Here is a 26636-nt window from a genome sequence, read left to right as displayed (position 1 = left end):
GCAATGGGATCGGGAGTCAGACGGTTTTGTCTTTTTCCTGCCCGGATGCCGCCGTCACTACCTGCACACTCAAGCGCGGCGTGGCCAGGTCCAGGCCCGCTTCGTCCAGCTGGCGCTTGAGCGCCAGGTTGAACGCCCGCGACACTTCCCACTGTTTGATCGGCGCCGTCTTGAACCGCGCGCGCAGAATGGCGCTGCCGGACTCAAAGCTCTCCACGCCCTGGATCTCCAGCGGCGACCAGATATTGCGGCGCTGCATAGGGTCGTTGCGGATTTTCTGGCCGACCTCGCGGATCAGTTTGATCGCGTCGTCGATGTCCATGTTGTACGGGATCGCCACGCGGAAGATCGCGTAGCCGAACTCCCGCGAGTAGTTCTTGATGCTTTTGATTTCGCTGAACGGGATGGTGTGCACGATGCCGTCGATGTCGCGCAGGCGCACGGTGCGAATGGTCAGGCCTTCGACCGTGCCCAGGTGGCCGCCGACGTCGACGTAGTCGTCGATGGCCAGGGAGTCTTCGATGATGATGAACAGACCGGTGATCAAGTCCGCCACCAGCGATTGTGCACCGAAGCCGATGGCCAGGCCGATCACACCGGCACCGGCCAGCAGCGGCGTGACGTTCATGCCCATGTTCGCCAGTGCGACGATGGCGGCGATGATGAAAATGGTCACGAACAGCACGTTGCGGATCAACGGCATCATGGTCTGGGCGCGGGCATTGGCCAGGCCTTTGCGCGAGCGCGTCAGGGCGTGGTGGATCGCGGTGTCGCTGAGGATCCAGATCAGCCAGGCAAACAATAGCGTACCGCCCAGGCCGAACAGCTTGACGCTGATTTCATGGCCGTCGCCTTCGGTAAACCGAATCAAGGAAAGGCCCCACACCCGCAGGCCCAACTCGATAAACGCCAGCCACACCAGCAGATGGGCGAGGGTGTAGAAGAAACTCTTCAGGCGCTCGGAATACAGTGCATGACGCTTGTGCCCGCGCTGCGGCTTGAGCGCATGGCGACGCACCAGGCCGTTGATCACCATGCACAACACCAACAGCACCGTGCACAGCAGCGACTGGCGCAGGGCGGTGCTGGTGTCGCCGGCGGACAGGAAGGTGGCGAACAGCGAAATGCCCACCAGCAACAACGCCGGCAGGTACCAGAAGGTACCGATAATCGAGAGGGTGTCGCTGAGGGCGCGGCGAGTGAGGCGGCGCGACAGCGGCTGGTTGCGGATCAGGTGCGCAATCGGCCGGCGAAAGCGCAGGATGAACACACCGGTGGAGAGGGCCGCCATCACATTGGCCACGGTCGCGGCGGTGTGGGCCAGGTGCGGTCCCAGGGATTGCATCATGCGCGGGTCGCTCAGGGCTTCGCCGAAAGCGGCGAAACTGCCGATCAGCCACAGCGGGCGAAAGGCCTGGTGGCGCAGGATGTACAGCGCACGATGGCGGTGCGGACCGTCGAGCAGGGAGAACGCAATCACGCAGATCGCCGAAAAACAGGTGCCCACCACCAGCGCATAGGCCAGCACCATCGCCAGGGATTTGCCCAGGGACGAAGGCAGGGCGTAGCTCAGGTACACGGTGATGACCAGGGCGATCAGCCACGGCCCGAGTTTGCGCAGGGCGAAGCGCAGCATGTCCCATGTGCGTGGATGTTGCGGCAATTCTTCGGGCAGGCCGAAACGTTCGCGCACGCGGTGGCTGAGCCAGATCAGCGCGGCGGCCAGCAGGCTCCACACCGCCAGGATCAAGGCAAAGCCGAAAATGATCGGCAGCCATTCGCTGGCTGGCAGCATCAGGGCTTCAAGTTCGTCCTTGGCCTGGTCGACTTCATCGGACCAGCGCCCCAGTGGGCTGTCGCTGCCGGAGAATTGCTGTTCCAGGCCTGACAGCGTACTGCCGATCAAGCCGAGCACGCCTTGCTCGGCGACCGGCTGGGCCTTTTGCGTCGCGGCGCGCAGCTTTTTCAGGTCGCTGAGCAACTGGGTGCGCTGCTGGTCGTTCTCCAGGGTCTTGATCACCTCGTCCAGCGATTGCCCCAAGGGCACCTCGGCCTGCGGTTGGGGCTTGCTGGAGCCTGCGAGTAACCCGGGCAGGCCCGCCGCGTGGGCGGGCGAGGTCGGCAGCAGAATGAGCAGGGCGAGCAGCAGGCAACAGGGCAGGGCAAACAGACGGGAAAGCACGAGGCGGTCAACCTTGGAGACGACGAATTGACCGAGTGTACGAGGGCGCTATGCCAGATGCGAGTGCAATTGTCATTCGGCCAGCTTGGCCAGGATTTTGTACACCACGGTGCCCAGAATCAGCAGCATGCCGATCCACATGCCGAACACGCCCAGAGGCTTGTCGCGAAAGTTGAAGCCTACCGCCAGCAGGATCATGCCGATCAGGATGGGAATCAGCATGGCGTGGAACGAGGACATGGGGATCATGGAGCGACGGCCTTGTCTGAGGGGAATATCGACCAGTCTAGGTCGGATTGCGCAAAGTGCAGGTGATGCAGGTCAGGTGGATGCAAAACCAATGTGGGAGGGGGGGTGTCCCCTCCCACCTACAGGCAGTCCTGGTTTCAGGGCAGGTCGTGGCTGGCGTAGAACGCGCCCAACACCTTCACCAAATGCGCCAGGTCATGGCTGCCGCACAGTTCACGGATCGAATGCATGGCAAACGTCGGCAGGCCGATGTCCACGGTGCGCACGCCCAGGTGGCTGGCGGTGATCGGGCCGATGGTCGAGCCGCAGCCCATGTCGCTGCGCACCACGAAGCTCTGCACCGGCACTTCCTGGGCCATGCACAGGTGGCGGAAGAAACCGGCGGTTTCGCTGTTGGTGGCGTAGCGCTGGTTGCTGTTTACCTTAATCACCGGGCCGGCGTTGAGCTTGGGGCCGTGGTTGGCGTCGTGCTTGTCGGCGTAGTTAGGGTGCACGCCGTGGGCGTTGTCGGCCGACACCAGCAGGGATTTCTGGATGGTGCGCACGAATTCATCACCTTCGGGCAACAGGCGACGCAGGGTCTGCTCCAGCATCGGGCCATCGGCGCCACAGGCCGAGCAGGAGCCGACTTCTTCGTGGTCGTTGCACACCAGCACGCAGGTTTCCTCGCTGTCGCTGGTCAGCAGGGCCTGCAGACCGGCGTAGCACGACAGCAGGTTGTCCAGGCGCGCGCCGGCGATGAAGTCGCCGTTGAGCCCGATCACCGCGGCGCTCTGGGTGTCGTAGAAGCTCAACTCATAATCGAGTACGACGTCGGCATTGAGCCCGTGTTCGCGGGCCAGTTGGTCGGTGAGCACGGCGCGGAAGTCTACGCGCTCGTCACCGGCGAACTGCGCCAGGATCGGCGGCAGCTCGGTCTGGGCATTGATCGCCCAGCCCTGGTTGGCTTCGCGATTGAGGTGGATGGCCAGGTTGGGGATGATCGCGATCGGCAGTTTGAAGTCGATCAATTGGCTTTCGACCTTGCCATCGCGGCGGAAGGTCACGCGCCCGGCCAGCGACAGGTCGCGGTCGAACCACGGTGCCAGCAGGGCACCGCCGTAGACTTCCACGCCCAACTGCCAGAAGCCCTGGCGTTGCAATTCCGGCTGCGGCTTGACTCGCAGGCACGGGCTGTCGGTATGGGCGCCGACCAGGCGAATGCCGCCCTGCAGTGGTGAATGGCGGCCGAGTTTGAAGGCGATGATCGAGGAGTCGTTACGGGTGAGGTAGTAGCGTCCGTTGGCTTCGGTGGTCCAGGTTTCGCGCTCGTCGAGACGCTGGTAACCGGCCGCTTCCAGGCGCTGGGCCAGGGCGGCGGTGGCATGAAAAGGAGTAGGGGAGGCCTTGAGAAAGTCGATCAGGCCTTGATTCAACGCTTCGCGCATAAATAGCTCCAGACAGCAATGCGCGGAGTTTACCGTTCGATGGCGGCAAGTGCACATAACAAATGTGGGAGAAGGCTTGCCCCCGATTGCAGTGTGTCAGTCAGTACATCTGTCACTGATACGCCGTCATCGGGGGCAAGCCCCCTCCCACATTTGCCTGTGTTGACCACTTAAAAGGGTGCAGGGCACTCGAAGCGCAGGCGCTCGCCGCTTTGCGGATGGGTAAAGCTGAGCATGCTCGCGTGCAGGCACAGGCGCGGCCACGCAGCCAGGGCTTGTTCGTGGGCGTACAGGCCATCCCCCAACAGAGGGTGGCCGATGGATAGCATATGCACACGCAATTGGTGCGAGCGTCCGGTGATGGGTGTCAGCTCAACGCGGCACCAGTCGCCGCAGCGCTCCAGCACCTTCCAGAAGGTCAGCGCATGTTTGCCGAATTCGTGGTCCACCACATGGCGGGGCTTGGTGGGTGGGTCGTAGCGCAGGGGCAGGTCGATGCTGCCGCTGTCCAGCGTCGGTTGGCCCCAGGCCAGGGCAGTGTAGGCCTTTTCGGTTTCACGGTCGTGAAACTGGCGCGACAGCTCGCGATGAGTATCGGCGTCGCGGGCCAGCAGGATAATGCCCGAGGTTTCCCAGTCCAGCCGGTGGACGATGCGAGCTTCAGGGTAGCCGTTTTCCTGCAGGCGCGTGATCAGGCAATCCTTGTTGTCGTCGGCGCGCCCAGGCACCGAGAGCAGCAGGGTCGGCTTGTTCACCACCAGGACAGCGGCGTCCTGGTAAAGGATATGAATGTTGGACAACGGCATTAAACAGCCTCGTAACAAACGCCAACGGCGGCTGGGCCACCCGGCTCCCGCGAAGGGAGCCGAATGACCGAGCCGCCGTGGCGACCGCCCGTTCGATCAACGATCGGGCAGGGTGATGTTGAGTTCCAGAATCGAGCAGCTGCCGTCGTTTTCCAGGGCGACATGCACGTCATCGTTGCCGATATTGACGTACTTGCGGATCACCTCGACCAGTTCCTTCTGCAAGGCTGGCAGGTAATCCGGGGTGCTGCGTTGGCCGCGTTCGTGCGCCACGATGATCTGTAGACGCTCTTTCGCGACCGACGCGGTGCTTGGCTTTTTGTTGGCGCGAAAGAAGTCGAGAAATTTCATTGTTCAATTGCCTCCAAAGATACGCTCGAAGAATCCCTTCTTCTTGACATCGAGGAAGCGATGTTCCACGGACTTGCCCAGCAGGCGGTCGACCGCATCGCTGTACGCCTGGCCGGCGTCGCTCTGGTCATCGAGGATCACCGGAACACCCTGGTTGGAGGCCTTGAGCACCGCTTGGGATTCTGGAATGACGCCCAGCAGGGTCACGGCAAGGATTTCCTTCACGTCTTCAACGCCGAGCATTTCGCCGTTGCTGACGCGCTCAGGGTTGTAGCGGGTGAGCAGCAAGTGCTCCTTGATCGGGTCCTGGCCTTCTTCGGCGCGCTTGGATTTGCTGGCCAGCAGGCCGAGCATGCGGTCCGAGTCACGTACCGAGGAGACTTCCGGGTTGGTCACGACGATGGCTTCGTCGGCGAAATACATCGCCAGGTGCGCGCCGGTCTCGATACCCGCAGGGGAATCGCAGACCACGTATTCGAAGGTTTCCTTCAGCTCGGCAAGAACTTTGCCTACGCCTTCCTTGGTCAGCGCGTCTTTGTCGCGGGTCTGGCTGGCGGCCAGCACGTACAGGTTCTCAAGACGCTTGTCCTTGATCAGAGCCTGTTGCAGGTTGGCTTCGCCGTTGACCACGTTGACGAAGTCGTACACCACGCGGCGTTCGCAGCCCATGATCAGGTCGAGGTTACGCAAACCCACGTCGAAGTCGACGATGACTGTCTTGTGGCCGCGCAACGCGAGACCGGTACCGATAGCGGCGCTGGTGGTGGTCTTACCCACACCACCCTTGCCGGATGTAACCACGAGAATCTTGGCCAAGGTGTTTCACCCCTAAGGAAAAAGGACTTTTCAGCCCCTGAAAAACATCTCTTGAAACTCGCTGCAGGCGGACAGCCCTTGTAGGAAAAAAGCTGTGGCTCCCATGGGGAACGCCAGCTTTCAGTTATTCCTACGCAAGTCTTGCCGGTTTCGCTGTGCTATCAGAGTCTAGAGATGCTTGGAAAATGCGGCAGTATCCGTTAAAGGCGGACGATGTTCAACACATCGCCCGACAGGCTTATCTGCACCCCGGCGCCCCACAGCGGATCGCGGCGCAAATCTTCGGAAACCTTGTACTGGCCGGCGATGGACACCAGTTCAGCGGTCAACTGCTGACAGAAAATACGGGCCTTGGTGTCACCCTTGATCCCGGCGAGGGCGCGTCCGCGCATCGGGCCGTATACATGGATATTGCCATCGGCGAGAAGTTCCGCGCCGGGGCTGACGGAGGAGACGATCACCAGGTCGCCGCCCTGGGCGTAAATCTGCTGCCCGCCGCGTACGGGCGTGGTGATGATCTTTGTAGGCTTGATCGTCGGCTCGGGTGGTTTTTCCGGTTTTTTCTTCAGCTCGCCTTCGGTCGGATCGAGCGGTCGCTCGCGTGCACCCGACGGTGGCAGTACTGGCAGTTCAATGGCGATTGCCGCGGCAATGTCTTCGATCCGGCTGGCCCGGATGGCCAGGGTGCGCAGGCCATGGGAGCGGCACACGCGCATCAGGCCGGGCAGGTCGATGGCGCCTTGACCGGCGGGCAGTTTGTCCAGGGCCAGCACCAGCGGGGCGTTGTTGAAGAAGTTGGGGGCCAGGGCGACCTTGGCGGCGAGCTGGCGGTCCAGGGCCTCGAGGTCGTTGCGCGCCAGTTCCAGCACGGTGATGGCGAGCATGCTGCCTTTCAACTGGAACACGGGATCTTGGTCTAGCGGTTCGGTTTGGCTCATGGTCGGCATAAAGCGGCTTGTCACGAAAAGTGTCGAGACTTATAACGAGAACACTCACCCGCCGCAAGCCGAGTCGAACCGTTGTAGAATGCGCGGCCCTTGTCTTTACCGGAATCTGTAATGGATCGCCCGCGTTTTCGAGCTGTATTTTTTCACCCGCGATTTTGGCTGTTATGGCTGGGACTCGGCCTGCTCTGGCTGGTGACCCAATTGCCGTACCGCGCGCTGCTGGCCATTGGTCGGCTGCTGGGCGCGGGCATGTACCGTGTGGCCGGCGAGCGCCGCCGCATTGCCGCGCGCAACCTGGAGCTGTGCTTCCCGGAAAAATCCGCCGAGGAGCGCAAGCGGCTGCTCAAGGAGAACTTCGCATCCACCGGCATCGCCTTCTTTGAAATGGCCATGAGCTGGTGGTGGTCGCGCCAGCGCCTGGCGCGGCTGGCCCATGTCGAGGGCCTGCAACACCTCAAACAGGCGCAGTTGGACGGCAAGGGCGTGATCCTGATGGCCCTGCATTTCACCACCCTGGAAATCGGCGCGGCGCTGCTCGGCCAGAAGCACACCATCGACGGCATGTACCGCGAGCATGGCAACGCGTTGTTCGACTATGTCCAGCGCCGTGGCCGCGAGCGGCATAACCTCGACTCCCTGGCGGTGGAACGCGAAGACGTGCGCGGCATGCTCAAGCTGCTGCGCGCCGGCCGCGCCATCTGGTATGCACCGGACCAGGACTACGGCGCCAAGCAAAGCATTTTTGTGCCGCTGTTCGGCATTCAGGCCGCCACCGTCACTGCCACCAGCAAGTTCGCCCGCCTGGGTAAGGCGCTTGTGGTGCCGTTCACCCAGGAGCGCCTGGCCGATGGCAGTGGCTATCGCCTGGTGATCCACCCGCCGCTGGCTGACTTCCCCGGTGACAGCGATGAGGTCGACTGCCTGCGCATCAACCAGTGGATCGAAGCCTGCGTGCGTGAATGCCCCGAGCAATACCTATGGACCCACCGCCGCTTCAAGAGCCGGCCGGCGGGTGAACCGAAACTGTACGAAAAACGCCGTCGATAAGACCGACCTTTCCCCACATGGAGTGACGCGATGCGCCCAGCTGAACCGGTTACAGGCTTGATTCTTTCCGGCGGTGGGGCGCGAGCGGCGTATCAGGTGGGGGTACTGGCGGGGATTGCCGAGCTGTTGCCGCCGGGGGCGCCCAACCCGTTTCCGGTGATCGTCGGCACGTCGGCCGGGGCGATCAATGCCGTGAGCCTGGCCAGTGGCGCCATGGATTTTCGCGCGTCCATCGAGCGCCTGACCGCGTTCTGGCAGGGCTTTCGCAGCCACCTTGTGCTGCGCAGCGATTGGCCCGGCGTGGCGCGCCAGGCCGGGCGCTTCCTGATTCACAGCCTGCTGGGTCTGGGCCGCCAGGTGCCGGTGGCGCTGCTCAACAGCTCGCCATTGCGTGACCTGTTGCAGGACAAGCTGCACCTGCCGGGGATCGACGAAGCCATTCGGCAAAAGCACCTGCATGCGGTGGCGGTCACAGCCTTTGGCTATGAGTCGGGGCAAGCCGTGACCTTCTACCAGGGCGGCGGCACCATTGACGCCTGGCTGCGCCATCGACGCATCGGCGTGCCGACCCAACTGACGGTTGAGCACCTGCTCGCCAGTTCGGCGATCCCGCTGCTGTTTGCCCCGGTGAAGCTCGACCAGGAATATTTCGGGGACGGTGCGGTGCGCCAGTCGGCGCCCATCAGCCCGGCACTGCACCTGGGTGCCAGTCGCGTGCTGGTGGTTGGCGTCAGCGGCAACCCGCGTGGCAACGAGCCGGTCGTGCAGCGCGTCTACACCGGGCAGCAACCGACCTTGGCGCAGATTGGCGGGCACATGCTCAACAGCACCTTCATCGACAGCCTGGAAAGCGATATCGAATTGCTGGAACGCCTCAATCAGTTCAGCCATCTGCAACCGGCCGACAGCGCGGCGCGCGGTCTGGCGCCGGTGGAGGTGCTGGTGATCGCCCCCAGCCAGCCCATCGACGAAATCGCCGCGCGGCATCGCCAGGAAATGCCGGCGGCGTTGCGTGTGTTCCTGCGCGGGCCGGGTGCGACCAAGACCAGCGGGGCAGGGGTGCTGAGCTACTTGTTGTTCGAGGCGGGGTATTGCAGCGAATTGATCGAGTTGGGCAGGAAAGATGCGCTGGCCAAGCGTGAAGAGATCACCCGGTTCCTGGGTTTGCAGCCTGTCTGACTGTGGGAGGGGCGAGCCCCTCTCACACGCGCACCTGCGGTGTTCGATCAGAAGTGATACTTGACCAGGAAGCTCGCCGTGTCCTGAGTCGTCTTGAACGCGCCGGAATCTTCGATGCCGTACTTGTTCTTCCAGTAGTCGTATTCGAAACCGACGTACAGCTGTTTCTCGCCCCAGTTCATGGCTTTGCCCAGGTCGTATTTGACCTGAGGGTTGAAGTGCAGGTTGGCGTGGTAGGTGCCGCGGGCGTTCTTGTCGTTGTCCACCACCCAGTCCATGAAGCCGTCGATCAGGATGTTCGAGTTGCCCACCGGGATCGTGTACGACCATACCGGGGTGATCTGCCACACGCCGTCACCTGGCCGATTGCCTTCGGTCTGGCGCTGGTAGAAGTTCAACTGGAAGTAATCGAAACCGGGGATGTTCAAATCGAAGCCGGGGCCGACCAGGTACGACTCGTTGTCGCCTTCGCCGAACTCGTACGTCATCGCCAGCAATACGTCTTTTATCGGGCCGAAGGACAAGTCCTGGTCGAAAATCTTGCCGAACGACAAGCGCGGGCTGAACTCACCGTAGTAGGTGTTCGGGCCGACGTTGCCGTCTTCCTTGCCGTTATAAAAGATGCGGTCGAGGAAGAAGAAGTTGTCGCCGTACTTCCACGCGTCGGCATGTTCGAACGTGACTGTCTGCTGGATCTGCGGGTTGACGGTGAAGTTCTTGCCCCACAAATACGTCAGGCTGTTGTTCTGCCACTGCAACAAGTCACCGGCCACGGCCTGGCCGCCGGCCAGCAGGGATCCCGCCAGTACCAGGCCTTTGAACATAGGTTTCATTCGGTTGCTCCCGAGTTAAAGTTTTATGTTTTTCTTTTAGTGCAGGCGCTCTGATGCGGCGCCTTTGGTTCGCTGTGAATATCGTCTGATCGGTCAGCTTTTATGGGTTTAGCAAGAGCCGCGCCAACGCGTTGAAGAGCAATCGATTCGAGCGGGCGCGGAGAATACTGATAACCCTGCCTGGCCTCAAGCGCGCTGTTACAGGGCGTACAGCGCGATGATGGGGCATTCAGGTGTGCGCGTGCTCGACCACCGCTCGCTCGGCGCCCCCGAGGATGTTGAACAGCACATTCAACGACAACGCGCTGAGGGTGGCCATGGCGATGCCGCTGTGAGTGATCGGGCTCATCCACAGCGGCAGTTGGGCGAAGAACTCCGGGCGCACCACGGGAATCAGGCCCATGCCGATGCTCACCGCCACCAGCAACTGGTTGCGGCGGTCGGCGATGTCGGCTTCCTGCAGAATCTTGATGCCGGTGGCCGCCACCATGCCGAACATGGCAATCGCCGCGCCGCCCAGCACCGCCGGCGGAATCGACGCCACCAGGTAAGCGGCTTTGGGCAACAGGCTGAGCACGATCAGAAACGCCCCGGCCATGATCGTCACCGAGCGGCAGCGCACGCCGGTCATCTGCACCAGGCCGATGTTCTGGGCGAACGAGGAATGGGTGAAGGTGTTGAAGAACCCGGCCACGAACGACGCGCCGGCGTCGCACAGCAGGCCACGACGCAGCATCTTTGGCGTGACCTCGCGGTCGGTGATCTTGCCCAGCGCCAGGAACATCCCGGTGGACTCAACGAAGATGATCACCACCACCAGGCACATCGACAGAATCGGCGCCAACTCGAAAGTGGGCATGCCGAAATGCAGCGGCGTCACCACCTGCACCCACGGTGCCAGCGCCAGGCCGCTGAGGTCGACCATACCGAGGACGCCGCACAGGGCGTAACCCAGGCCCATGCCGATCAGCACCGAGATATTGACCCAGAAGCCTCGCATAAAGCGGTTGATCAGCAGGATGGTGGCCAGCACCAACGCGGCAATCGTCAGGTAGATGGGGGAGCCGAAGGTGGCCGCCGCGCTGCCGCCACCGGCCCAGTTCACGGCCACCGGGAACAGCGACAGGCCGATGGCGGTGATCACGGTGCCGGTCACCAGCGGTGGGAAAAAGCGCACGACCTTGGACATGAACGGCGCGATCAGCATGCCGAAGAACCCGGCGGCGATGGTGGCGCCGAAGATCCCCTGCAAGCCGATACCGGGCATGCCGGCCATGGCGACCATGCTGCCGACGGCGGCGAAACTGGCGCCCATCATCACCGGCATGCGAATGCCCAGAGGGCCGATGCCGAACGACTGCACCATGGTGGCGACGCCGGCCACCAGCAGGTCGGCGTTGATCAGAAAGGCGATTTCTTCACGGCTCAGGCCGGCGGCCTGGCCAATGATCAGAGGCACGGCGACGGCGCCGCCGTACATCAACAAGACGTGTTGCAGGCCGACCAGAATCAGTTGCAAGAGGGGCAGCCGCACCATGGCGGGCGCGGCAGGAGTCTGCGGTTCTAACGGGGACATGCAACACCTCGAATCTTTTTTATTTTTGTATTGTGTGGAACGCAATCTCTAAACCACTGCAAGTCACCTGTGGGAGGGGGCAAGCCCCCCTCGCACATTTTGGAGTTGCACCAGGCTGTTAGTTGGTATGCGCCCCCTGGTTGATCCAGGTGCCGATCAGATCGCGCTCCTGCTGGGTCATCTGGGTAATGTTGCCCAGCGGCATGATCTGGCTCGCCACGGCCTGGGCCTGGATGCGCGCCGCCTGCTGCTGGATCTGCGCCGGTGTATCGAACATCACGCCGGCCGGCGCGGTGCTGAACAGCGGGCTGGTGGGCTTGGCCGAATGGCATACGGCGCAGCGCTCCTGGATCACCCCATGCACCTTGTCGAAATCCACCGTGGCCTGGGCTGGCGCAGGCGCAGGCGCCGGTGCCGCAGCAGGCGCGGCGGGCTTGGCACCACCGCCCAGGGCGGTTTCCGGCAGTGGCTGGTACTCGATGGCCGCCGGTGCCTTGGCCACTTCCGCGACCGGCTTGGGACCGGTCACATACGCCAGGCAAATCATCGCTAACGCGCCCACCGGCAGGGTCCATGCGTATTTCTGACTGTTGTGCCGGGTGTTGAAGTAATGCCGCACCAACACCGCCGCCACCGCGATACCGGCCAGGATCAGCCAGTTGTAGTGGCTGCCGTAGGTGCTCGGGAAGTGGTTGCTGATCATGATGAACAGCACCGGCAAGGTGAAGTAGTTGTTATGGCGCGAGCGCAGCAGGCCCTTGGCCGGCAAGGCCGGATCGGGTGTGCGGTTCTCGGCGATGGCCGCCACCAGCGCGCGTTGTGCCGGCATGATGATGCGGAACACGTTGCCCACCATGATGGTGCCGATCACCGCGCCTACGTGCAGGTAAGCGCCGCGTCCACTGAACACTTGGCTGAAGCCATACGCGGCGCCAATCAACAGCACGAACAGGATGAAGCCGAGCAGGGCAGGGCGCTTGCCCAGGGCCGAGTCGCAGAGGAAGGAGTAGATAAACCAGCCGACGAACAGCGAGCCGATGCCCAGCAACACGCCTTGCGGACCACTGAGGCTGCTACCCGGTGCCAGCAGGTACAAGGTCGGGTTGGAGTAGAACACCACACACAGCAGCGCGACGCCCGACATCCAGGTGAAATAGGCTTCCCATTTGAACCAGTGCAGGTTGTCCGGCATGGTCGGCGGGGCCAGTTTGTATTTTTCCAGGTGGTAGATGCCGCCACCGTGGATCGCCCACAAGTCGCCGGCCAGGCCGTCCTTGGGGTTGACGCGGTTGAGGTTGTTTTCCAGCCAGACGAAGTAGAACGAAGCGCCGATCCAGGCGACGCCAGTGATCATGTGAACCCAGCGCACGCTCAGGTTCAGCCATTCCAACAGATGTGCTTCCACAGTCTTTACCTCTCGCCTGTCACCCTTGTTGTCGGGTGATCCGGCCTTCTCTTATTGGTGGGGGGCGAGGATCAACCGCTCATCCTCTTGGAAAAAATGCTCATCGCAGTTATTGCCTGTGCCACTGCGATCAACCACCAGGAAGTCATCCCGCTTTTCGATCGTCAGCACCGGGTGGTGCCAGACGCCGCGATGGTAATTAATGCCCTGCCTGCCGTTGGTGACGAAGGCGCGGACCAAGCCTGATACAGGTACATCGCCAAGTGGCGCGACCACGATCAGAAAGGGGTTGCCGAGCAGCGGAATGAAAGCCTGGCTGCCCAGCGGGTGTCTCTCCAGCATGCACACGGTCAGCGGCATGTCCTGCGCGTCGGCGCGGAAGATGCTGATGATGGCGTGGTCTTCCGGCTTCGCGGTTTCGACCGTGGCCAATTTGTGAAAGCGCATGGTCGACCCGTTGTTGATCATGAAGTGATCGCTGCCGTCGGTTTCGATAACGTCTCCGAAAGGGGCGAAGGCTTCTTTGGTCAGGGGTTCGATCATCAGTGTGCGCATGGCTGTCTTCTTATCCGAGTTCTGTGTTGTCTGGTCTATTGCTATCGCGGGCAAGCCCGTTCCCACAGGGGAATGCATTCCAAATGTGGGAGCGGGCTTGCCCGCGATTGGGTTCACCGCTTATTTAGCGACCTTGCCCAGCACGCGCAGGCGGCTTACACCCCCATCCGGGAACACGTTCAGGCGGATGTGGGTAATCGGCCCCAGCGCCTTGATCTGCTCGGCAAAGGTATGTTCGGCGTGCATTTCCAGCTTCTGCGCCGGCAGCAGTTCGCGCCAGAACAGCGACTGGGTTTCGATCTGGCTGTCGGTGCCGCCTTTCACGAAAGCACCCTGGATCGAGCAGGTGTCCGGGTAGTTGCCCTTGAAGTGCAGGGTGTCGACGATGATTTTTTCGATCTCGCCCGGATGACCCAGGGCGACAATCACCCAGTCATTGCCTGGCGTGCGGCGACGCGCGGTTTCCCAGCCATCGCCCATGTTGATGCCACGGCCTGGGTTGAGGATGTTGCTCATGCGGCCGAAGTGTTCGTCGGAGCACGCCAGGGCGCGACCGCCGTTGAGCGCCGCCGCCAGGTCGACTTGTTCGTTGTCGCCCACCACCGACCAGTCGCGGAACGGCACGCCGTACACACGCAGACGCGCCACGCCGCCATCCGGGTAGATGTTGAAACGCAAGTGGCTGAACGCCTGGTCGTTGTTGATCTCGTGGTAGTGGTGGCTGTTGCCCTGCAGCTCGACGGCCGACAGTACTTCGGTCCACTGGGTATTTGCGTCAGGCTCGCCGGAGGCCAGGAAGCAGGCTTCCAGGGAGGCCGACGGCGGGTAGTTGCCGGTGAAGAATGAAGTGTCGATGTCCACGCCCTTGATCGAACCCGGCACGCCCAGGCGGATCACTGCGCTGTCGTAACCTTCGAAGCGCTTGCGGCGCGACTCCCAGCCGTCCATCCACTTGCCGTTGTCATCGAACACGCCCTCCTTCCACACGGCCGGGGTCGGCTGGAACAAGCGGTTGGCGTCGGCGAACCAGTCATCGGTCACGGAGATGATCTTGGTGCCCAAGCGGGCGTCGGCCAGGTTGACGAACTTTTCGAAAGGTACGGGTTGCGCTTTCATTCTTCTTGTCTGCCTTAGATAGAGTGGCTGGGGATGGTGTTTAGAGGGTCAGTAAACGGAACAACGCGATCTTGTTGATCTCGTCCAGGGCGCACTTGAACTCGGTGTCTGCCGAATTGTGGATGCGCGTTTCGAACGCGGCGAGGATCTGATGCCGGTTGCTGCCTTTTACCGCCATGATGAAGGGAAACTTGAACTTGGCTTTGTAGGCCTCATTCAGCTCGGTGAAGCGCGAGAACTCTTCGGCCGTGCATTGGTGAATACCCGCGCCCGCTTGTTCATCGGTGCTGGCTTGGGTCAGTTGGCCCTGGACGGCAGCTTTTCCGGCCAGGTCGGGGTGAGCATTGATCAGCGCCAGTTGCGAGGCGTGATCAGCACTCAACAGGATATCGCTCATGCGCTGGTGCAGAGTTTCGATCTGATCGATCGACGCGTCCTGGCCCAGGTCGAAGGCCTTTTCGGCCACCCATGGCGAGTGTTCGTAGATATCGGCAAAGGCCTGCACGAAAGCATCACGGCTTAAGGTCGAGGGTTGCAGGGTTCGGAACGCAGTCATTTCGCCGCTCCCTTGTAAGGGTGAGTGGCTTGCCAGTGACGGGCGATGTCGACGCGGCGGGTGAACCACACCTGTTCGTGGCTTTTGGCGTATTCGATAAAGCGTTTGAGCGAGGCCAGGCGCGCCGGGCGACCGATCAGACGGCAATGCAGGCCGATGGAGAGCATTTTCGGGGCTTCGGCGCCTTCGGCATAAAGCACGTCGAACGCATCCTTGAGGTACTCGAAAAAGTCATCGCCCTTGTTGAACCCCTGCACCTGGGTGAAGCGCATGTCGTTGGTGTCCAGCGTGTAGGGGATCACCAGGTGCGGCTTGCCGGTGGGGGTGTTCGGTTCCCAGTAAGGCAGGTCGTCGTCGTAGGTGTCGCAGTCATAGAGAAAGCCGCCTTCCTCCATCACCAGCCGCCGGGTGTTGGGGCCGGTGCGCCCGGTGTACCAGCCCAGTGGCCGTTCACCGGTCAGTTCGGTAAGGATGCGGATGGCTTCGAGCATATGCTCGCGTTCCTGCGCTTCGTCCATGTACTGGTAGTCGATCCAGCGGTAACCGTGGCTGCAGATCTCGTGACCGGCGGCGACCATGGCGCGGATCACGTCCGGGTGACGCTGGGCGGCCATGGCCACGGCGAAGATGGTCAGCGGGATATCGAATTGTTTGAACAACTTAAGGATGCGCCACACCCCCGCACGGCTGCCGTATTCATACAGCGACTCCATGCTCATGTTGCGCTCGCCTTGCAGCGGCTGGGCCGAGACCATTTCCGAAAGGAACGCCTCCGACTCTTTATCGCCGTGCAAAATGTTGCGTTCACCGCCCTCTTCGTAGTTGAGTACGAACGACAAGGCAATGCGCGCCTTGCCCGGCCAGTGGGGATGAGGAGGGTTACTGCCGTAACCGATCAGGTCGCGTGGGTAGTCAGCGCTCACTGCAGTCTTCCTTCTTGTGCGTGGTAGCGAGTGTGTGGCGGCCAGCGGAAAGACTGGGTGGCGTCACAGCGATGGGCTGATTGTATACAACTTGATAGCCACTTTGTAAGCCTGTATTTCCGCATTTTTTCCAGACCGCTTGCACAGCTTAGCACTGCAAGAAACTTGCCCGGTCGGTCAGTAAATGTCTAAAAGGTCGTTCAAAAGCGAGGATTACCAAGAATTCAAACACCAGCACTGGGCCAAGCGGCGCAGGCTGAAATTTGTCATTTTTATTGTGTACAATTTTCGTTGAAAGTGTCTTAATCAGCCATCGCCACGTTTTTCTCGCCCTGAAAAAGTGCGGCCTCATTGACCTGACTGAACGGAGCCCCGACCCATGGGACGACTGACCACACACGTACTCGACGCGGCCCACGGCTGCCCCGGCAGCGCCATCAAGGTCGAACTGTACCGCGTCGAAGGCACGCAACTGGAACTGGTGGCCACTGCGGTGACCAACAGCGACGGCCGTTGTGACGCGCCGCTGCTGCAAGGCGACGACTATCGCAGCGGCGTCTACCAAGTGCAGTTCAGCGCGGGCGACTACTACCGCGCCCGCGGCGTGCAACTGCCGCAGCCGGCCTTTCTGGACGTAGTGGTGCTGCGTTTCGGCATCAGCGCCGAACAGGATCACTACCATGTGCCCTTACTGATTTCGCCTTACAGCTACTCGACCTATCGCGGTAGCTGAGTCGTCACCGCGCATCACCCCCAAAGCTCTTCGTTGGTTTCGCCCGCCCACACTGCGGGCTTTTTTTCTTTCGTCACACATTCAACTATCTAGCGCCCCTTGAGGCGCTGCGGTGCATAGGCTTGGCCTTTTCATCATAGAGACGAAAACGCTATGTCCTCACCGCCCTTCAGCCTGTCACCACCCGACGGCGCTGATTCCGACGCCGCGGTCGAAGCAGCGTCGCAGTTCATTCGCGACCAGTTGACCCGACGAGTCAACACCTGCGCCCATCCCAGCCGCCTGATCAATCAGATCGGTCTTGCCGAGCGCCGTTGCCGAGAGTCGACCCAAGCCCTCTCTCGTCTGATAGGGCGTTCGCCCAAGGTGTTGACGGTGATCCGCGCAGAGCTGCGCAAAGCGTTCGAGGTTGACCCCGACCGCCTGTTGTTTACTGAGACCAAGGCGCCTGGGGTGGTCCACAAAGTGGACAGTTTGACGGAGCGGGCTTTGTTGCTGCTGGTGCTGCCTTCGGTGTCGATCAATGTCAATCAATTTACCGTCCTGAGCATCGAAGGAGAGCCGCAACGTCGGTTGCCGTATACACCGCTGCAAGTGCTGCGACGAGTTATCGCAATGCGGCTTTTCGAGCGCCTGGCCCACGCGGTGAGCGATTATTGGGACACGCCGGCCCAGGGTTCCTGGCGCACACGGCGGGAGCGTTGGGTCGATTTATACACGCAGCTGTTCGCCGATCAGGCGTTTATGGCGCGCCAACTTGATGAACTGTCAAGTGCAGGTATTGCCATGGTAAAGGCGCTGATCGATGCGCCGACCGCCGAGGCGCGCCAGCGCGCGGGCGGTGACTGGGCCAGTGTGCGCGTGGCTCAGTTGATGTGGCCAGGTACCTCGGCGGTAGCGATCCCGGGCGCACTGCACCTCTATCGTGAAGGCGACCCGGTGGATGCGCCCCATGTTATTCACCTGCCGGGTGCGGCGCGCAATTTCTACGAGTATCGCTCTTTCGCAAGCCTTCAGTGCGGCTTGCTGGAGCTGGAATCGTCTCGGCTCCACGACCTGTGGCAGTGCCTGCCGTTAAACCGTCGTAACGGGTTATGCAGGCCTGCTGACTTGTCGGCAGCCTCCACGGTCATGCGCGGCCTTGAGGTGATGAGCAATGCGTTAGAACTGGGCGCGCAGGCCTTGCTCACAGGGCAATCGAGCAACGAATTGGCCTGTGCGGTCAGTGTCAACCACGCGCACGTGTTTTCCAGTGATCGGCCCCGGCCACCGCCGCTGGACGCCGTGCGTCTGCTCGCATACGCGGAGGGGTTCAGGAAGCAAATGGTCGGCAGCGCTCGACTCGGTGCCCTTGGCGATCAATTGCTTGATTGGGATCATCGACGACGGCGCGCGGAAATTATCTTCGCCAGTACCACGTCCGGGCTGGCCTTGCGCACCGTACAGGAACGGGCAAAGCGCTACGAACAACGGGTGCTTGCGTTGCTTGACCCCTCCGACCCAGGCGCCGACACGCCGACCTATCAGGCGCTCACGACGCTGGTGGAACAGCTTAAGGCCCATACGCAGGCGTTGGACACGTTGATGAAGGGCGCGCGGGCCCGCTTGCTCGAGCTGGGTTTTTGGGCTGAGCGCCCAGGCGGTGCGTGGACTGCGCGGCGTGTGACGTTGTTCATGAACGCGCAAACCGAGGCCCTGCGTTGCGAAGTTCACCTGCAGCACCAGCTCAAGCTTCTAAGCACGGCGCATCGCGACCTGGTCATTGATGTGGTGGAGCAGCCCTGGGCCTACAAACGCACCGACAGCGATGCCCAGGTGTATTGGATCGCGGTGGGCAGTGAGCCGGACGCCTTCTATGCGTTGCATAACGTCTGGGTGGTGACCACGGCGCCCGCGATGAGGGTTCCGACCCGCCAGCATCCGGTGGTGCTGTACGCGTTTGGCATGGACGGTGGGGTGGTGGCTTTTTCCGGGGTGGAGGCACTGACCCGAAGCCTCAAGGCAAGCCTGGGCAGTCGGGACGACTCCCCGCTGTGGGGTTATATCGAGCGTGACAAGCGTCGCGATCTGCGTGCCCATGCGACCAATCGAACATTGGCTGTACGCTACCTGAACATCAAGGGCAAGCCTGCGCTGGCCGCGCTCAAGAAACTGCTTGGTAGCTACGACCGCCTGCAAACAAGCCACGAAGAGCTCGTGCGTCTTTTCAGTGAGGTCAAGGATGCCGAGTTGAGTCGCGCGCTGTTGACCGTCGAGCTGGAACAACAGTTGAAGATTCCTGCCAACGTCGCCCTGAGCCAGGCCCAGGCCGCCATTGAGCTGGTGCGCAAGGCCGCGTCCGAAGCCAAAACCATGCCGGCCTGGCTGACGCGCGCAACGCGTGGTCAGCGTAAACGTTTCAGGCGCTCGCTAAAACTTTATCTGAGCGGCACCTTTGCTTTTAGAACCGGGCTTGAACACGAGCTGCCTGACTTGTACACCTTCGCCCGGCGCGTTTTGACTGCCCGATTGCGCGAGGACGGCATCTCCCCAGAGCTTGATATCGACCAACCCTTTATTGAACTGCCTGATGACGTTCAGGGCAGCTTTTGTGGCTGGACAAGCGGCTGTACCGCAGGCGACCGCAATATCCAATTGACCCCGACTGTCACGCGTACCTCCTTCAGTCTGTTACAACTGGCGATGCATAACCTCGACCCGCTGGCGCCCTGGACACGCTGGCGACTCAATCGCGCACGCTTTCTGCAACCGGAATGGAAACAATCGCTGAATGCCGATTATTTGATCCGCATGGTGTCCTCGCTGGATATCGGCGGGCAATACGACGCATCGATTCTTCGGGTCTTTTATCCGCGTGTCGCAGGCAGCCAGGCACCCGGCGCGGGACGTGTTCCGGCGTTATTGAATCGCGCATTGCGCACAGGCTATGAACATCATCTTTTGTCGGCGATCCAGCGGGGGCTCACTGCTGCGGCACAAAGCGTCTTCAGCACGGCTATGGCGGCACGCACGCCGCAAGACTTGCTGAAAAACCAGCATGAGCTGCAGCTGTACGTGGTGCATTTGATTGGGCACACGATGCTGCATGATCGCTACATTGCGGGAATAGTCGTGGTACAGGACAAGCGCACCGGGCTCTGCGTGGTGTATTGGCCCGAGGCTGCGCACGATTTGGTTCTTACCGAATACGGCAGCCTGCAGCATGCCCATGACGAGCTGAACCGTCTCGGTGCGTCGCCGGCCAACGTCAAGGCACTGGCGCGGCAGGTCGCACCCGGCTGGGCATTCGAGGCAGTCGTCCACCATCCCGATGGCGCTGACCAGTCTGGCCCGACCCTTGATTATCTTGACCTGATACCGGCGTTCGTCATGGCCAAAGGCATTTGGCAAGGTATCGAGTTCATTCGCTCATTTGGCACTCGACATCTGGAGCCAGTGCCGTTTTTGGATGAGATCGAAAAGCAAGCCCTCGAGCAGATTGCCAGTGACCCGCTTGACTGGCTGGCCCTCGTTGCCACGTCCCACAGCGACGCCCAGGCATTGCTGTACCGCGCCAGTGTGCTTGAGCTGCAACGCACTACCCAGGCCGCCAGCCAGTCCGGCAAAGCGTTGCAAGCCTACCGCACTCGCCGTCTTGGTGAGCAGAGCGATACCCGCGACCGGGCGGTGAAGGCTTTTTTCTCTCCGCTCTTTGGAATGTTCAACGATTTCTACGAGTTGCTGCTGGCGGCGCGACGTTTTCATCGTTTTGGTGACGCACGAGATGCACTGGATGTGGGCTTTATGAGCACCGTGTTGGCGATTGATTTGCTACTGAATTTTGTACCCGGCCCGAAAAAGGTGGGCGGCTCTGCTGCGCGCGCGATACGGCCCAGATCGAGGACAGCGTTGGCGCGGATGCGTCGCTTGCCGGTGACGACAAGTGGAGGCGCCCGTGTGGTGCCGTCACCCGTGACGCAACTTGACGCCCTGGCGCGCTTCAAAACCAAAGGGTTGCCTGACGAAGCGGTGGCGTTAAAAGCGCCGGGCGAACACGGTATCTATGTGAAAAATGGCGAATCCTTCGTGGCGGATGGCGTGCACCATTACCCGGTGTACCGACGCAGCGACGAACCGATGTATCGCCTGAAGAATCAACACGCGCCAGGGCAAGACGAACTGATTCTGAACATCCGCCACTCCAGGGAGTGGTTGCTCGACGCGGACGCTCCTCAACCTGCGCCGGGCAGCAGCGCGGGGGCGCTGAGCCCATGGCGCGCCCCCGTGTCACCGGCGCCGGACTGGCGGCCGCCAGTGGTGCGCGCGGCGACCGAAAACCGCATCCGTCAATCACCGGCGCCGACGACCTATTGGTGTGATTGGAAAGTGCAGCTCTCCACGACGCAGTTGTCTGCTACGTCGTCCATGGGGACGTTTCATGTGCATATGGAACCCCCGAATTTTCCCTTCGATGTCATCTATGTGGGCAGAACGTACGACAGTCCGACGACGGCAGGGGCGGGGTACTACCGGTTGCTCCACCAGGGAGCCAATGCACCGTTGGATGGCATTGCGTTTATCACTAGGAATGAGCCGCTGGTTTCACGCGCGCATGTAGATATTGATCGGTGGACAACCACTGCGCTTGCAGAGCAGCCCATTCCGGTATCACGCAGCGCAACCGGTGAGTGGAGGCTGCACAGCGTACAGTTCGACAGGCCCTTGGCTAATTATGTCGGCATCGCTTTCCCTGAGATGACCTCTCAAAGCCGAGTCTTCACCGCGCAGAGGCTGATTGAACTGGCAGATTCGTCTCGCCCGGCCACCGCCACTCACCTGCTCAATATCCGCGCGACGCTGGATAATTGGTTGACCCCGACCGCTAATGGGCTTGGCCAGACGGATGATCTGCTGAGGCTGCTTCGGCCTACCGAAAGGCAGGACACAATAAACATCGGCTATGAAGGCAAGGCACCTGGCTTCACTCGCGTTGACTTCAACGTATCCGGATTGGCCCCTGCGCTGCGGGATCGCGCTCGCGGTCGCGGTCTCGGCCGTGGGCGTGCCGCTCAGCGAAGCGCTGCGCAGAGCGCGCGCATCGAGCGCGTATTGCAACAGCAAGGTTTCAACGTGCAGCGCCTGCAAGTCCTGCGCGGGCGAAGGACTGTTGATGAATTGATCGCGACTCATCCTCTGTCCAGTTCAAACAGGGTGTACTACATCTCCCCGCATTGGCTGGAGCGATCGGGTATTCCTTTGAATACGAGGCTTACGGACAGTTGGGTGAATGTCGCGATCAAAAAAAATCCGAATTCGCTTCTATTGGCGGGCGTCGAGAGCGCCATGAGAGAAAACCGCCTGGTTCGTATCGTGGCGGGCGTTCAATGGCCTACCCTCGGTACGCTTGCACCGACCGTCTATTTTGTCAAAGTAAACCCGTCCTAGCCTTGATCAGCGCCGCCACGCCGGCGGCACCGAACAGCGCCGCACTGATGCGATTGAACCAGCTCTGGCCATGGCCGCTGCGCAGATAGCCCGCCGCACCATGGGCACCGAGGCCGTAGGCCAGCTTGCACAGCAGGTCGAGCACGGTCCAGGTGGCGATCATGACCAACAGCTGCGGCACAAACGCCTGCTGGCTGCTCAGGAATTGCGGCAGGAACGCGGCAAAAAACAGGATGTCTTTGGGGTTGCTGGCGCCTAATACGAATGCGCGGCCAAACAGCGTGCGAAAGCGCGGCACAGCTGCCGTCCGCGGCACGTCGGCACCTTGGGCCGGCTGGCGCGACTGCTGCCAGCTTTGCCAGGCAAGGTAGAACAGATACAGCGCACCTACGATTTTCAGGGCGCTGAACAGCTGCTCCGAGGCCAGCAACAATGCGCCAAGCCCCAGGGCCGAAGCGCTGAGCAGGCAGATCGAGGCAAATACCCCGCCCAGGAATGCCGGGTACGAACGGCGCACGCCATAGTTGAGGCTGTTGCTGATCATCAACAGCGACAACGGGCCGGGAATCAGGATCACGATCAAGGCAGCGCCGCTGAACAGCAGCCAGGTTTCAAGGGTCATTTCATTGCTCCAGGGGGCGGCGGCAAACGACAAATCATCCTCTTGTCCCTTGCCGCTGTTTCATAAAAATATAAATTTGGCGACGAAGATCGCGCACAGCACCCACAGGCTGACGGAAATCTCGCGGTACTTGCCGGTGCCGGCCTTGAGCGCCACATAGGTGATAAAGCCCAGGGCGATGCCGTCGGCGACCGAAAACGTCAGCGGCATCATGATCGCCGTGACGATCGCCGGAATGCTGTCGGTGGCTTCGTCCCAGTTGATATGAGCCATGCTCGCCATCATCAGCATCGCCACATAGATCAGCGCACCGGCGGTGGCGTAGGCCGGTATCATGCCCGCCAGCGGCGCAAAAAACATCGCCGCTACGAACAGCGCGCCCACGGTCACGGCGGTCAGCCCGGTGCGTCCACCGGCCGCCACGCCGGCGGCACTTTCCACATAACTGGTTACCGGCGGTACGCCGACCATGGCGCCAAACACGCTGGAGGCGCTGTCGGCCTTGAGTGCGCGTGACAGGTTATCGATCCTGCCGTCGGCATTCACCAGCCCGGCCCGTTGCGCGACGCCCATCAGCGTGCCGGCGGTGTCGAACATGTGCACGAACAGAAAGGCGAATACCACGCTGATCATGCTGACGTTGAACACGCCTTTGACGTCCATTGCCATCCAGGTCGGGGCCAGGCTCGGCGGGCTGGAGAGGATGCCGTTGTAATGCACCAGGCCCAGGCCCCAACCGGCCAGCGTCACGGCAATAATGCTGATCAGGATCGCGCCGAACACACGGTGGTAGCTGAGGATCGCAATCAGCAAAAAACACACCGCCGCCAGCAACGGCGCCGGCTCGTGCAGTGACCCCAGCTTGATCAAGGTGGCTGGGCTGTCGACGATGATGCCGGCGGTTTTCAGGCCGATCACCCCGAGAAACAGGCCGACACCGGCGCCCATGGCATGGCGCAGGCTGACCGGAATGCTGTTGAGCAGCCATTCGCGGATGCGCGAGAGCGTCAGCAGCATAAACAGCACCCCGGAGATAAACACCGCACCCAGGGCGGTCTCCCAGTGATAGCCCATGGTGCCGACCACCGTGTAGGTGAAAAACGCATTCAGGCCCATGCCCGGCGCCAGCCCCACCGGCCAGTTGGCATACAGGCCCATCAGCAGGCAACCGAGGGCGGCGGCGATGCAAGTGGCGACGAATGCCGCGCCATGATCGATGCCGGCGTCGGCCATGATGTTGGGGTTAACGAAGATGATGTAGGCCATGGTGATAAAAGTAGTCAGGCCGGCGATCAGCTCGGTCTTCACTGTGGTGCCATGCATGCGCAGTTTGAACAGGCGTTCCAGCCAACCGCCCTGGGAGGAGGGCGACAGGTCCAGCGTAGGGGCTTCGGATTTGCGGCTATCCACAGCGAGTACTCCTCAAGCATTTTATTGTTATGGCCAGCGCGAAGCGCTGTGAGGTTACCGGCGGGTTTTGTTGACTGATAGGTCAGGAACTCGCACGAAGCGAATTATGCTTTTGTATACAAAGAAAGCAAATAATGTTTTCCATTTTGTGTGCGAAAGGGATGAAAGGCAAACCTCTAGTTATTCGCGCTCAGCGCCATATTCACCGCCAGCCAGCCTTTCACCGCCTCTTCGCCGGCTTCACTGAAAGCGCGCTGCAGCAACTTCACCTGCTCGCGGCGCAAAGACTGTTCGAACCGCCGGCCGTCTTCGCTGAGCTCCAGCAGGCGTTTGCGCTTATCGGTCCGCGACGCCACGCTGCTCACCAAGTGCATTTCCTGCAATTGGCGCAACGGCATGTTCAGCGCCTGCTTGCTCACCCCCAGCAATGCCAGCAACTGCGTCACGCTCAGGGCCGGGTAGCGGGCGATAAAAAACACAATGCGCTGATGTACCCGGCTCAGGCCGCGACGTTCGAGCATTTCATCGGCCTTGGCGGTGAACGCCTGGTAGCCGAAGAAAAACGCTTCCATGGCTTGTTGCTGGCTGTTTTGGTTTTTAAGGTCAAGCATGTTGACGTATCCAGGTGAGCTGTCGTAATTTCGGTCAACCAGTTTGACGTATTTCCCACAGTTTTCGCCAGCGGTGACCTTATGGCCTTCTCCGAACGTGTTACGCGCCTTAAAAGCTCTTTGATCCGTGAAATCCTCGCCGCGGCGCAGCGCCCGGAAGTGATGTCGTTCGCCGGCGGGCTGCCGGCCGAAAGCATGCTGCCGGCGTTGAACTGGGATGATATGCCATTAAACATCGGCCAATACGGCATGAGCGAAGGCGAGCCGCAGTTGCGGGAATTGCTGGCGGCCGAGGCGCGCGCCCTGGGCGTGCCGTGCCAGGCCAGCCAGGTGCTGGTGGTCAGCGGGTCCCAGCAGACCCTGGACCTGGCGGCCAAGCTGTATATCGATCAAGGCACGCCCATCCTGCTCGAAGGCCCGACCTACCTGGCCGCGTTGCAGATCTTCCAGCTGTTCGGCGCCGATTGCCTCACTGTGCCCCTGGAGGACGACGGCCCCGACCTGGCCGCGTTGCGCACCAAGCTTGAGCGTCATCGCGCGGCGTTCATCTACTTGATCCCCACCTTCCAGAACCCGTCGGCGGTGCGCTATAGCGAGGCCAAGCGCGACGCCGTCGCCGCGTTGCTCGACGAATTCGGCGTGACCCTGATTGAAGACGAACCCTACCGCGAACTGACCTTCGACGGCGCCAGCGCGCGGCCCATCGTCAGCCGCCTGCACAAGGCCAGTTGGATCTACACCGGCACCGTGTCCAAAACCCTGCTGCCGGGCCTGCGCGTCGGTTACCTGATTGCCAGCCCCGACCTGTTCCCGCATCTGCTCAAGCTCAAGCAATCGGCCGATCTGCACACCAATCGCGTGGGCCAGTGGCAGGCGATGCAGTGGATCGGCACGCCAAATTATCAGCAGCACCTGGCTGAACTGCGCCGTTTTTACCGCGAGCGCCGCGATGGGTTTCAGGCCGCACTGGAACGGCATTTCAGCGAACTCGCCGACTGGCAGGTGCCCCAGGGCGGATTATTCTTCTGGCTGACCTTGAAACAGCCGCTCGATACCCGCACCTTATTGGCGCCCGCGCTCGCTGAGAACGTCGCCTTCATGCCCGGCGAACCCTTCTTTTCCGAGCCGGACCAGCACCTGGGCTCACTGCGGCTCAATTTCAGCCATATCGACCCGTCCCGCCTGGACGAAGGTCTGATGCGTCTGGCCGCCGTGATCCGTCAAGCACAGCACGCGCAAGCGGCATAAGGGGAACCCCATGTACAAGGTTTATGGCGATTACCGCTCGGGCAACTGCTACAAGGTCAAATTGATGCTCAACCTGCTGGGCATCCCGTATGAATGGGTGAATGTCGACATCCTCAACGGCGACACCCAGACCGCCGAATTCCTGGCCAAGAACCCCAACGGCAAAATCCCGGTGCTGGAGCTGGAAGACGGCACCTGCCTGTGGGAATCCAACGCAATCCTCAACTTCCTCGCCGACGGCAGCGCGTTTCTGCCGACCGAGCCGCGTTTGCGTACGCAAGTGCTGCAATGGCAGTTCTTCGAGCAGTACAGCCACGAGCCCTACATCGCCGTGGCGCGGTTTATCCAGTACTACCTGAACATGCCGCAAGACCGTCTGGAGGAATACAAAACCACCCATAAAGGCGGCTACAAGGCACTGCGGGTGATGGAGCGTCAACTGCAAGCCACGCCGTATCTGGTGGGTGATCAGTACTCGATTGCCGATATCGCGTTGTATGCCTACACCCATGTGGCGCACGAAGGTGGCTTCGACCTGGCGCCGTACCCAGCGGTGCAGGCTTGGCTGGCGCGGGTAGCCAGTCATCCCAAGCATGTGGCGATGCTGGACTGATCACTCC

Annotated in this window: 23 protein-coding genes; 6 read left to right on the top strand and 17 right to left on the bottom strand. The window is 61.4% G+C overall.

The window, feature by feature from the left end; translation table 11 throughout:
• Positions 1–16 precede the first annotated feature (16 nt).
• The 7 genes from G7025_RS00465 to minC all read right to left on the bottom strand — a co-directional run bounded on the left by G7025_RS00465 (position 17) and on the right by minC (position 6769).
• On the bottom strand, positions 17–2182 hold the full coding sequence (locus G7025_RS00465) for a mechanosensitive ion channel family protein (RefSeq protein WP_181075757.1): 2166 nt from the start codon (positions 2180–2182) through the stop codon (positions 17–19).
• Positions 2183–2254: 72 nt separating this feature from the next.
• Positions 2255–2431, bottom strand: a complete 177-nt coding sequence (locus G7025_RS00460) for a hypothetical protein (protein ID WP_181075755.1) — start codon at positions 2429–2431, stop codon at positions 2255–2257.
• A 137-nt stretch (positions 2432–2568) separates the two neighbouring features.
• Entirely contained in the window at positions 2569–3858 is a 1290-nt protein-coding gene (locus G7025_RS00455) for a M18 family aminopeptidase (RefSeq protein WP_181075753.1), read from the bottom strand.
• A gap of 170 nt (positions 3859–4028) precedes the next feature.
• Positions 4029–4664, bottom strand: a complete 636-nt coding sequence (locus G7025_RS00450; protein ID WP_181075752.1) for an RluA family pseudouridine synthase — start codon at positions 4662–4664, stop codon at positions 4029–4031.
• Positions 4665–4760: 96 nt separating this feature from the next.
• On the bottom strand, positions 4761–5015 hold the full coding sequence (gene minE, locus G7025_RS00445; protein WP_003175252.1) for a cell division topological specificity factor MinE: 255 nt from the start codon (positions 5013–5015) through the stop codon (positions 4761–4763).
• Positions 5016–5018: 3 nt separating this feature from the next.
• Entirely contained in the window at positions 5019–5831 is an 813-nt protein-coding gene (gene minD, locus G7025_RS00440; protein WP_034099397.1) for a septum site-determining protein MinD, read from the bottom strand.
• A 200-nt stretch (positions 5832–6031) separates the two neighbouring features.
• Positions 6032–6769, bottom strand: a complete 738-nt coding sequence (gene minC, locus G7025_RS00435; RefSeq protein WP_181076166.1) for a septum site-determining protein MinC — start codon at positions 6767–6769, stop codon at positions 6032–6034.
• Between the two features lie 120 nt (positions 6770–6889).
• Here minC and G7025_RS00430 point away from each other — a divergent pair, with 120 nt between their 5' ends.
• The gene (locus G7025_RS00430) at positions 6890–7825 is read left to right on the top strand and encodes a lipid A biosynthesis lauroyl acyltransferase (protein ID WP_181075750.1); all 936 of its coding nucleotides are present in this window, start codon (positions 6890–6892) and stop codon (positions 7823–7825) included.
• Between the two features lie 30 nt (positions 7826–7855).
• Positions 7856–9004: a patatin-like phospholipase family protein gene (locus tag G7025_RS00425; protein ID WP_181075748.1), complete on the top strand. Its 1149-nt coding sequence runs from the start codon at positions 7856–7858 to the stop codon at positions 9002–9004.
• Between the two features lie 47 nt (positions 9005–9051).
• On the opposite strand, the gene G7025_RS00420 is transcribed toward G7025_RS00425, so the two are convergent.
• The 7 genes from G7025_RS00420 to puuE all read right to left on the bottom strand — a co-directional run bounded on the left by G7025_RS00420 (position 9052) and on the right by puuE (position 15968).
• The gene (locus G7025_RS00420) at positions 9052–9837 is read right to left on the bottom strand and encodes an outer membrane protein OmpK (protein ID WP_181075746.1); all 786 of its coding nucleotides are present in this window, start codon (positions 9835–9837) and stop codon (positions 9052–9054) included.
• A gap of 229 nt (positions 9838–10066) precedes the next feature.
• Entirely contained in the window at positions 10067–11413 is a 1347-nt protein-coding gene (locus tag G7025_RS00415; protein WP_181075744.1) for a nucleobase:cation symporter-2 family protein, read from the bottom strand.
• A 118-nt stretch (positions 11414–11531) separates the two neighbouring features.
• The gene (locus G7025_RS00410; protein ID WP_181075742.1) at positions 11532–12818 is read right to left on the bottom strand and encodes a urate hydroxylase PuuD; all 1287 of its coding nucleotides are present in this window, start codon (positions 12816–12818) and stop codon (positions 11532–11534) included.
• Between the two features lie 51 nt (positions 12819–12869).
• Positions 12870–13373, bottom strand: coding sequence for an ureidoglycolate lyase (locus G7025_RS00405; RefSeq protein WP_181075740.1), 504 nt, complete (start codon positions 13371–13373; stop codon positions 12870–12872).
• A gap of 120 nt (positions 13374–13493) precedes the next feature.
• Entirely contained in the window at positions 13494–14489 is a 996-nt protein-coding gene (gene alc, locus G7025_RS00400; protein WP_181075738.1) for an allantoicase, read from the bottom strand.
• A 40-nt stretch (positions 14490–14529) separates the two neighbouring features.
• Complete coding sequence (uraD, locus tag G7025_RS00395) at positions 14530–15045, bottom strand: 2-oxo-4-hydroxy-4-carboxy-5-ureidoimidazoline decarboxylase (protein WP_181075736.1); 516 nt, start codon at positions 15043–15045, stop codon at positions 14530–14532.
• Positions 15042–15968 (bottom strand): allantoinase PuuE, encoded by a 927-nt coding sequence (gene puuE / locus G7025_RS00390; protein ID WP_181075734.1) that lies wholly within the window; start codon positions 15966–15968, stop codon positions 15042–15044. Before puuE ends, uraD begins: the two co-directional genes overlap by 4 nt.
• 379 nt (positions 15969–16347) lie before the next feature.
• On the opposite strand from puuE, the gene uraH reads away from it, so the two are divergent.
• Entirely contained in the window at positions 16348–16701 is a 354-nt protein-coding gene (gene uraH, locus G7025_RS00385) for a hydroxyisourate hydrolase (RefSeq protein WP_181075732.1), read from the top strand.
• Positions 16702–16854: 153 nt separating this feature from the next.
• Positions 16855–22125 carry a dermonecrotic toxin domain-containing protein gene (locus tag G7025_RS00380; protein ID WP_219855119.1) on the top strand — a complete coding sequence of 1757 codons (5271 nt, stop codon included), beginning with the start codon at positions 16855–16857 and terminating at the stop codon, positions 22123–22125.
• Here G7025_RS00380 and G7025_RS00375 read toward each other — a convergent pair.
• The 3 genes from G7025_RS00375 to G7025_RS00365 all read right to left on the bottom strand — a co-directional run bounded on the left by G7025_RS00375 (position 22106) and on the right by G7025_RS00365 (position 24768).
• Entirely contained in the window at positions 22106–22747 is a 642-nt protein-coding gene (locus tag G7025_RS00375) for a LysE family translocator (RefSeq protein WP_181075730.1), read from the bottom strand. The two genes, G7025_RS00380 and G7025_RS00375, sit on opposite strands and share 20 nt — an antisense overlap.
• 60 nt (positions 22748–22807) lie before the next feature.
• Positions 22808–24070, bottom strand: coding sequence for an NCS2 family permease (locus G7025_RS00370; RefSeq protein WP_375139319.1), 1263 nt, complete (start codon positions 24068–24070; stop codon positions 22808–22810).
• Between the two features lie 263 nt (positions 24071–24333).
• Entirely contained in the window at positions 24334–24768 is a 435-nt protein-coding gene (locus tag G7025_RS00365) for a MarR family winged helix-turn-helix transcriptional regulator (RefSeq protein WP_181075726.1), read from the bottom strand.
• Positions 24769–24849: 81 nt separating this feature from the next.
• Here G7025_RS00365 and G7025_RS00360 point away from each other — a divergent pair, with 81 nt between their 5' ends.
• The gene (locus G7025_RS00360; RefSeq protein WP_181075724.1) at positions 24850–26016 is read left to right on the top strand and encodes an aminotransferase-like domain-containing protein; all 1167 of its coding nucleotides are present in this window, start codon (positions 24850–24852) and stop codon (positions 26014–26016) included.
• Between the two features lie 10 nt (positions 26017–26026).
• Positions 26027–26629, top strand: a complete 603-nt coding sequence (locus G7025_RS00355) for a glutathione S-transferase family protein (protein ID WP_181075722.1) — start codon at positions 26027–26029, stop codon at positions 26627–26629.
• Positions 26630–26636: the final 7 nt, after the last annotated feature.

The organism is Pseudomonas lurida (assembly GCF_013522705.1).
GTDB classification, from domain to species: domain Bacteria; phylum Pseudomonadota; class Gammaproteobacteria; order Pseudomonadales; family Pseudomonadaceae; genus Aquipseudomonas; species Aquipseudomonas quebecensis.
Note: the sequence above shows the minus strand (reverse complement) of the source record. Positions and strands in the feature narration are given on the sequence as shown.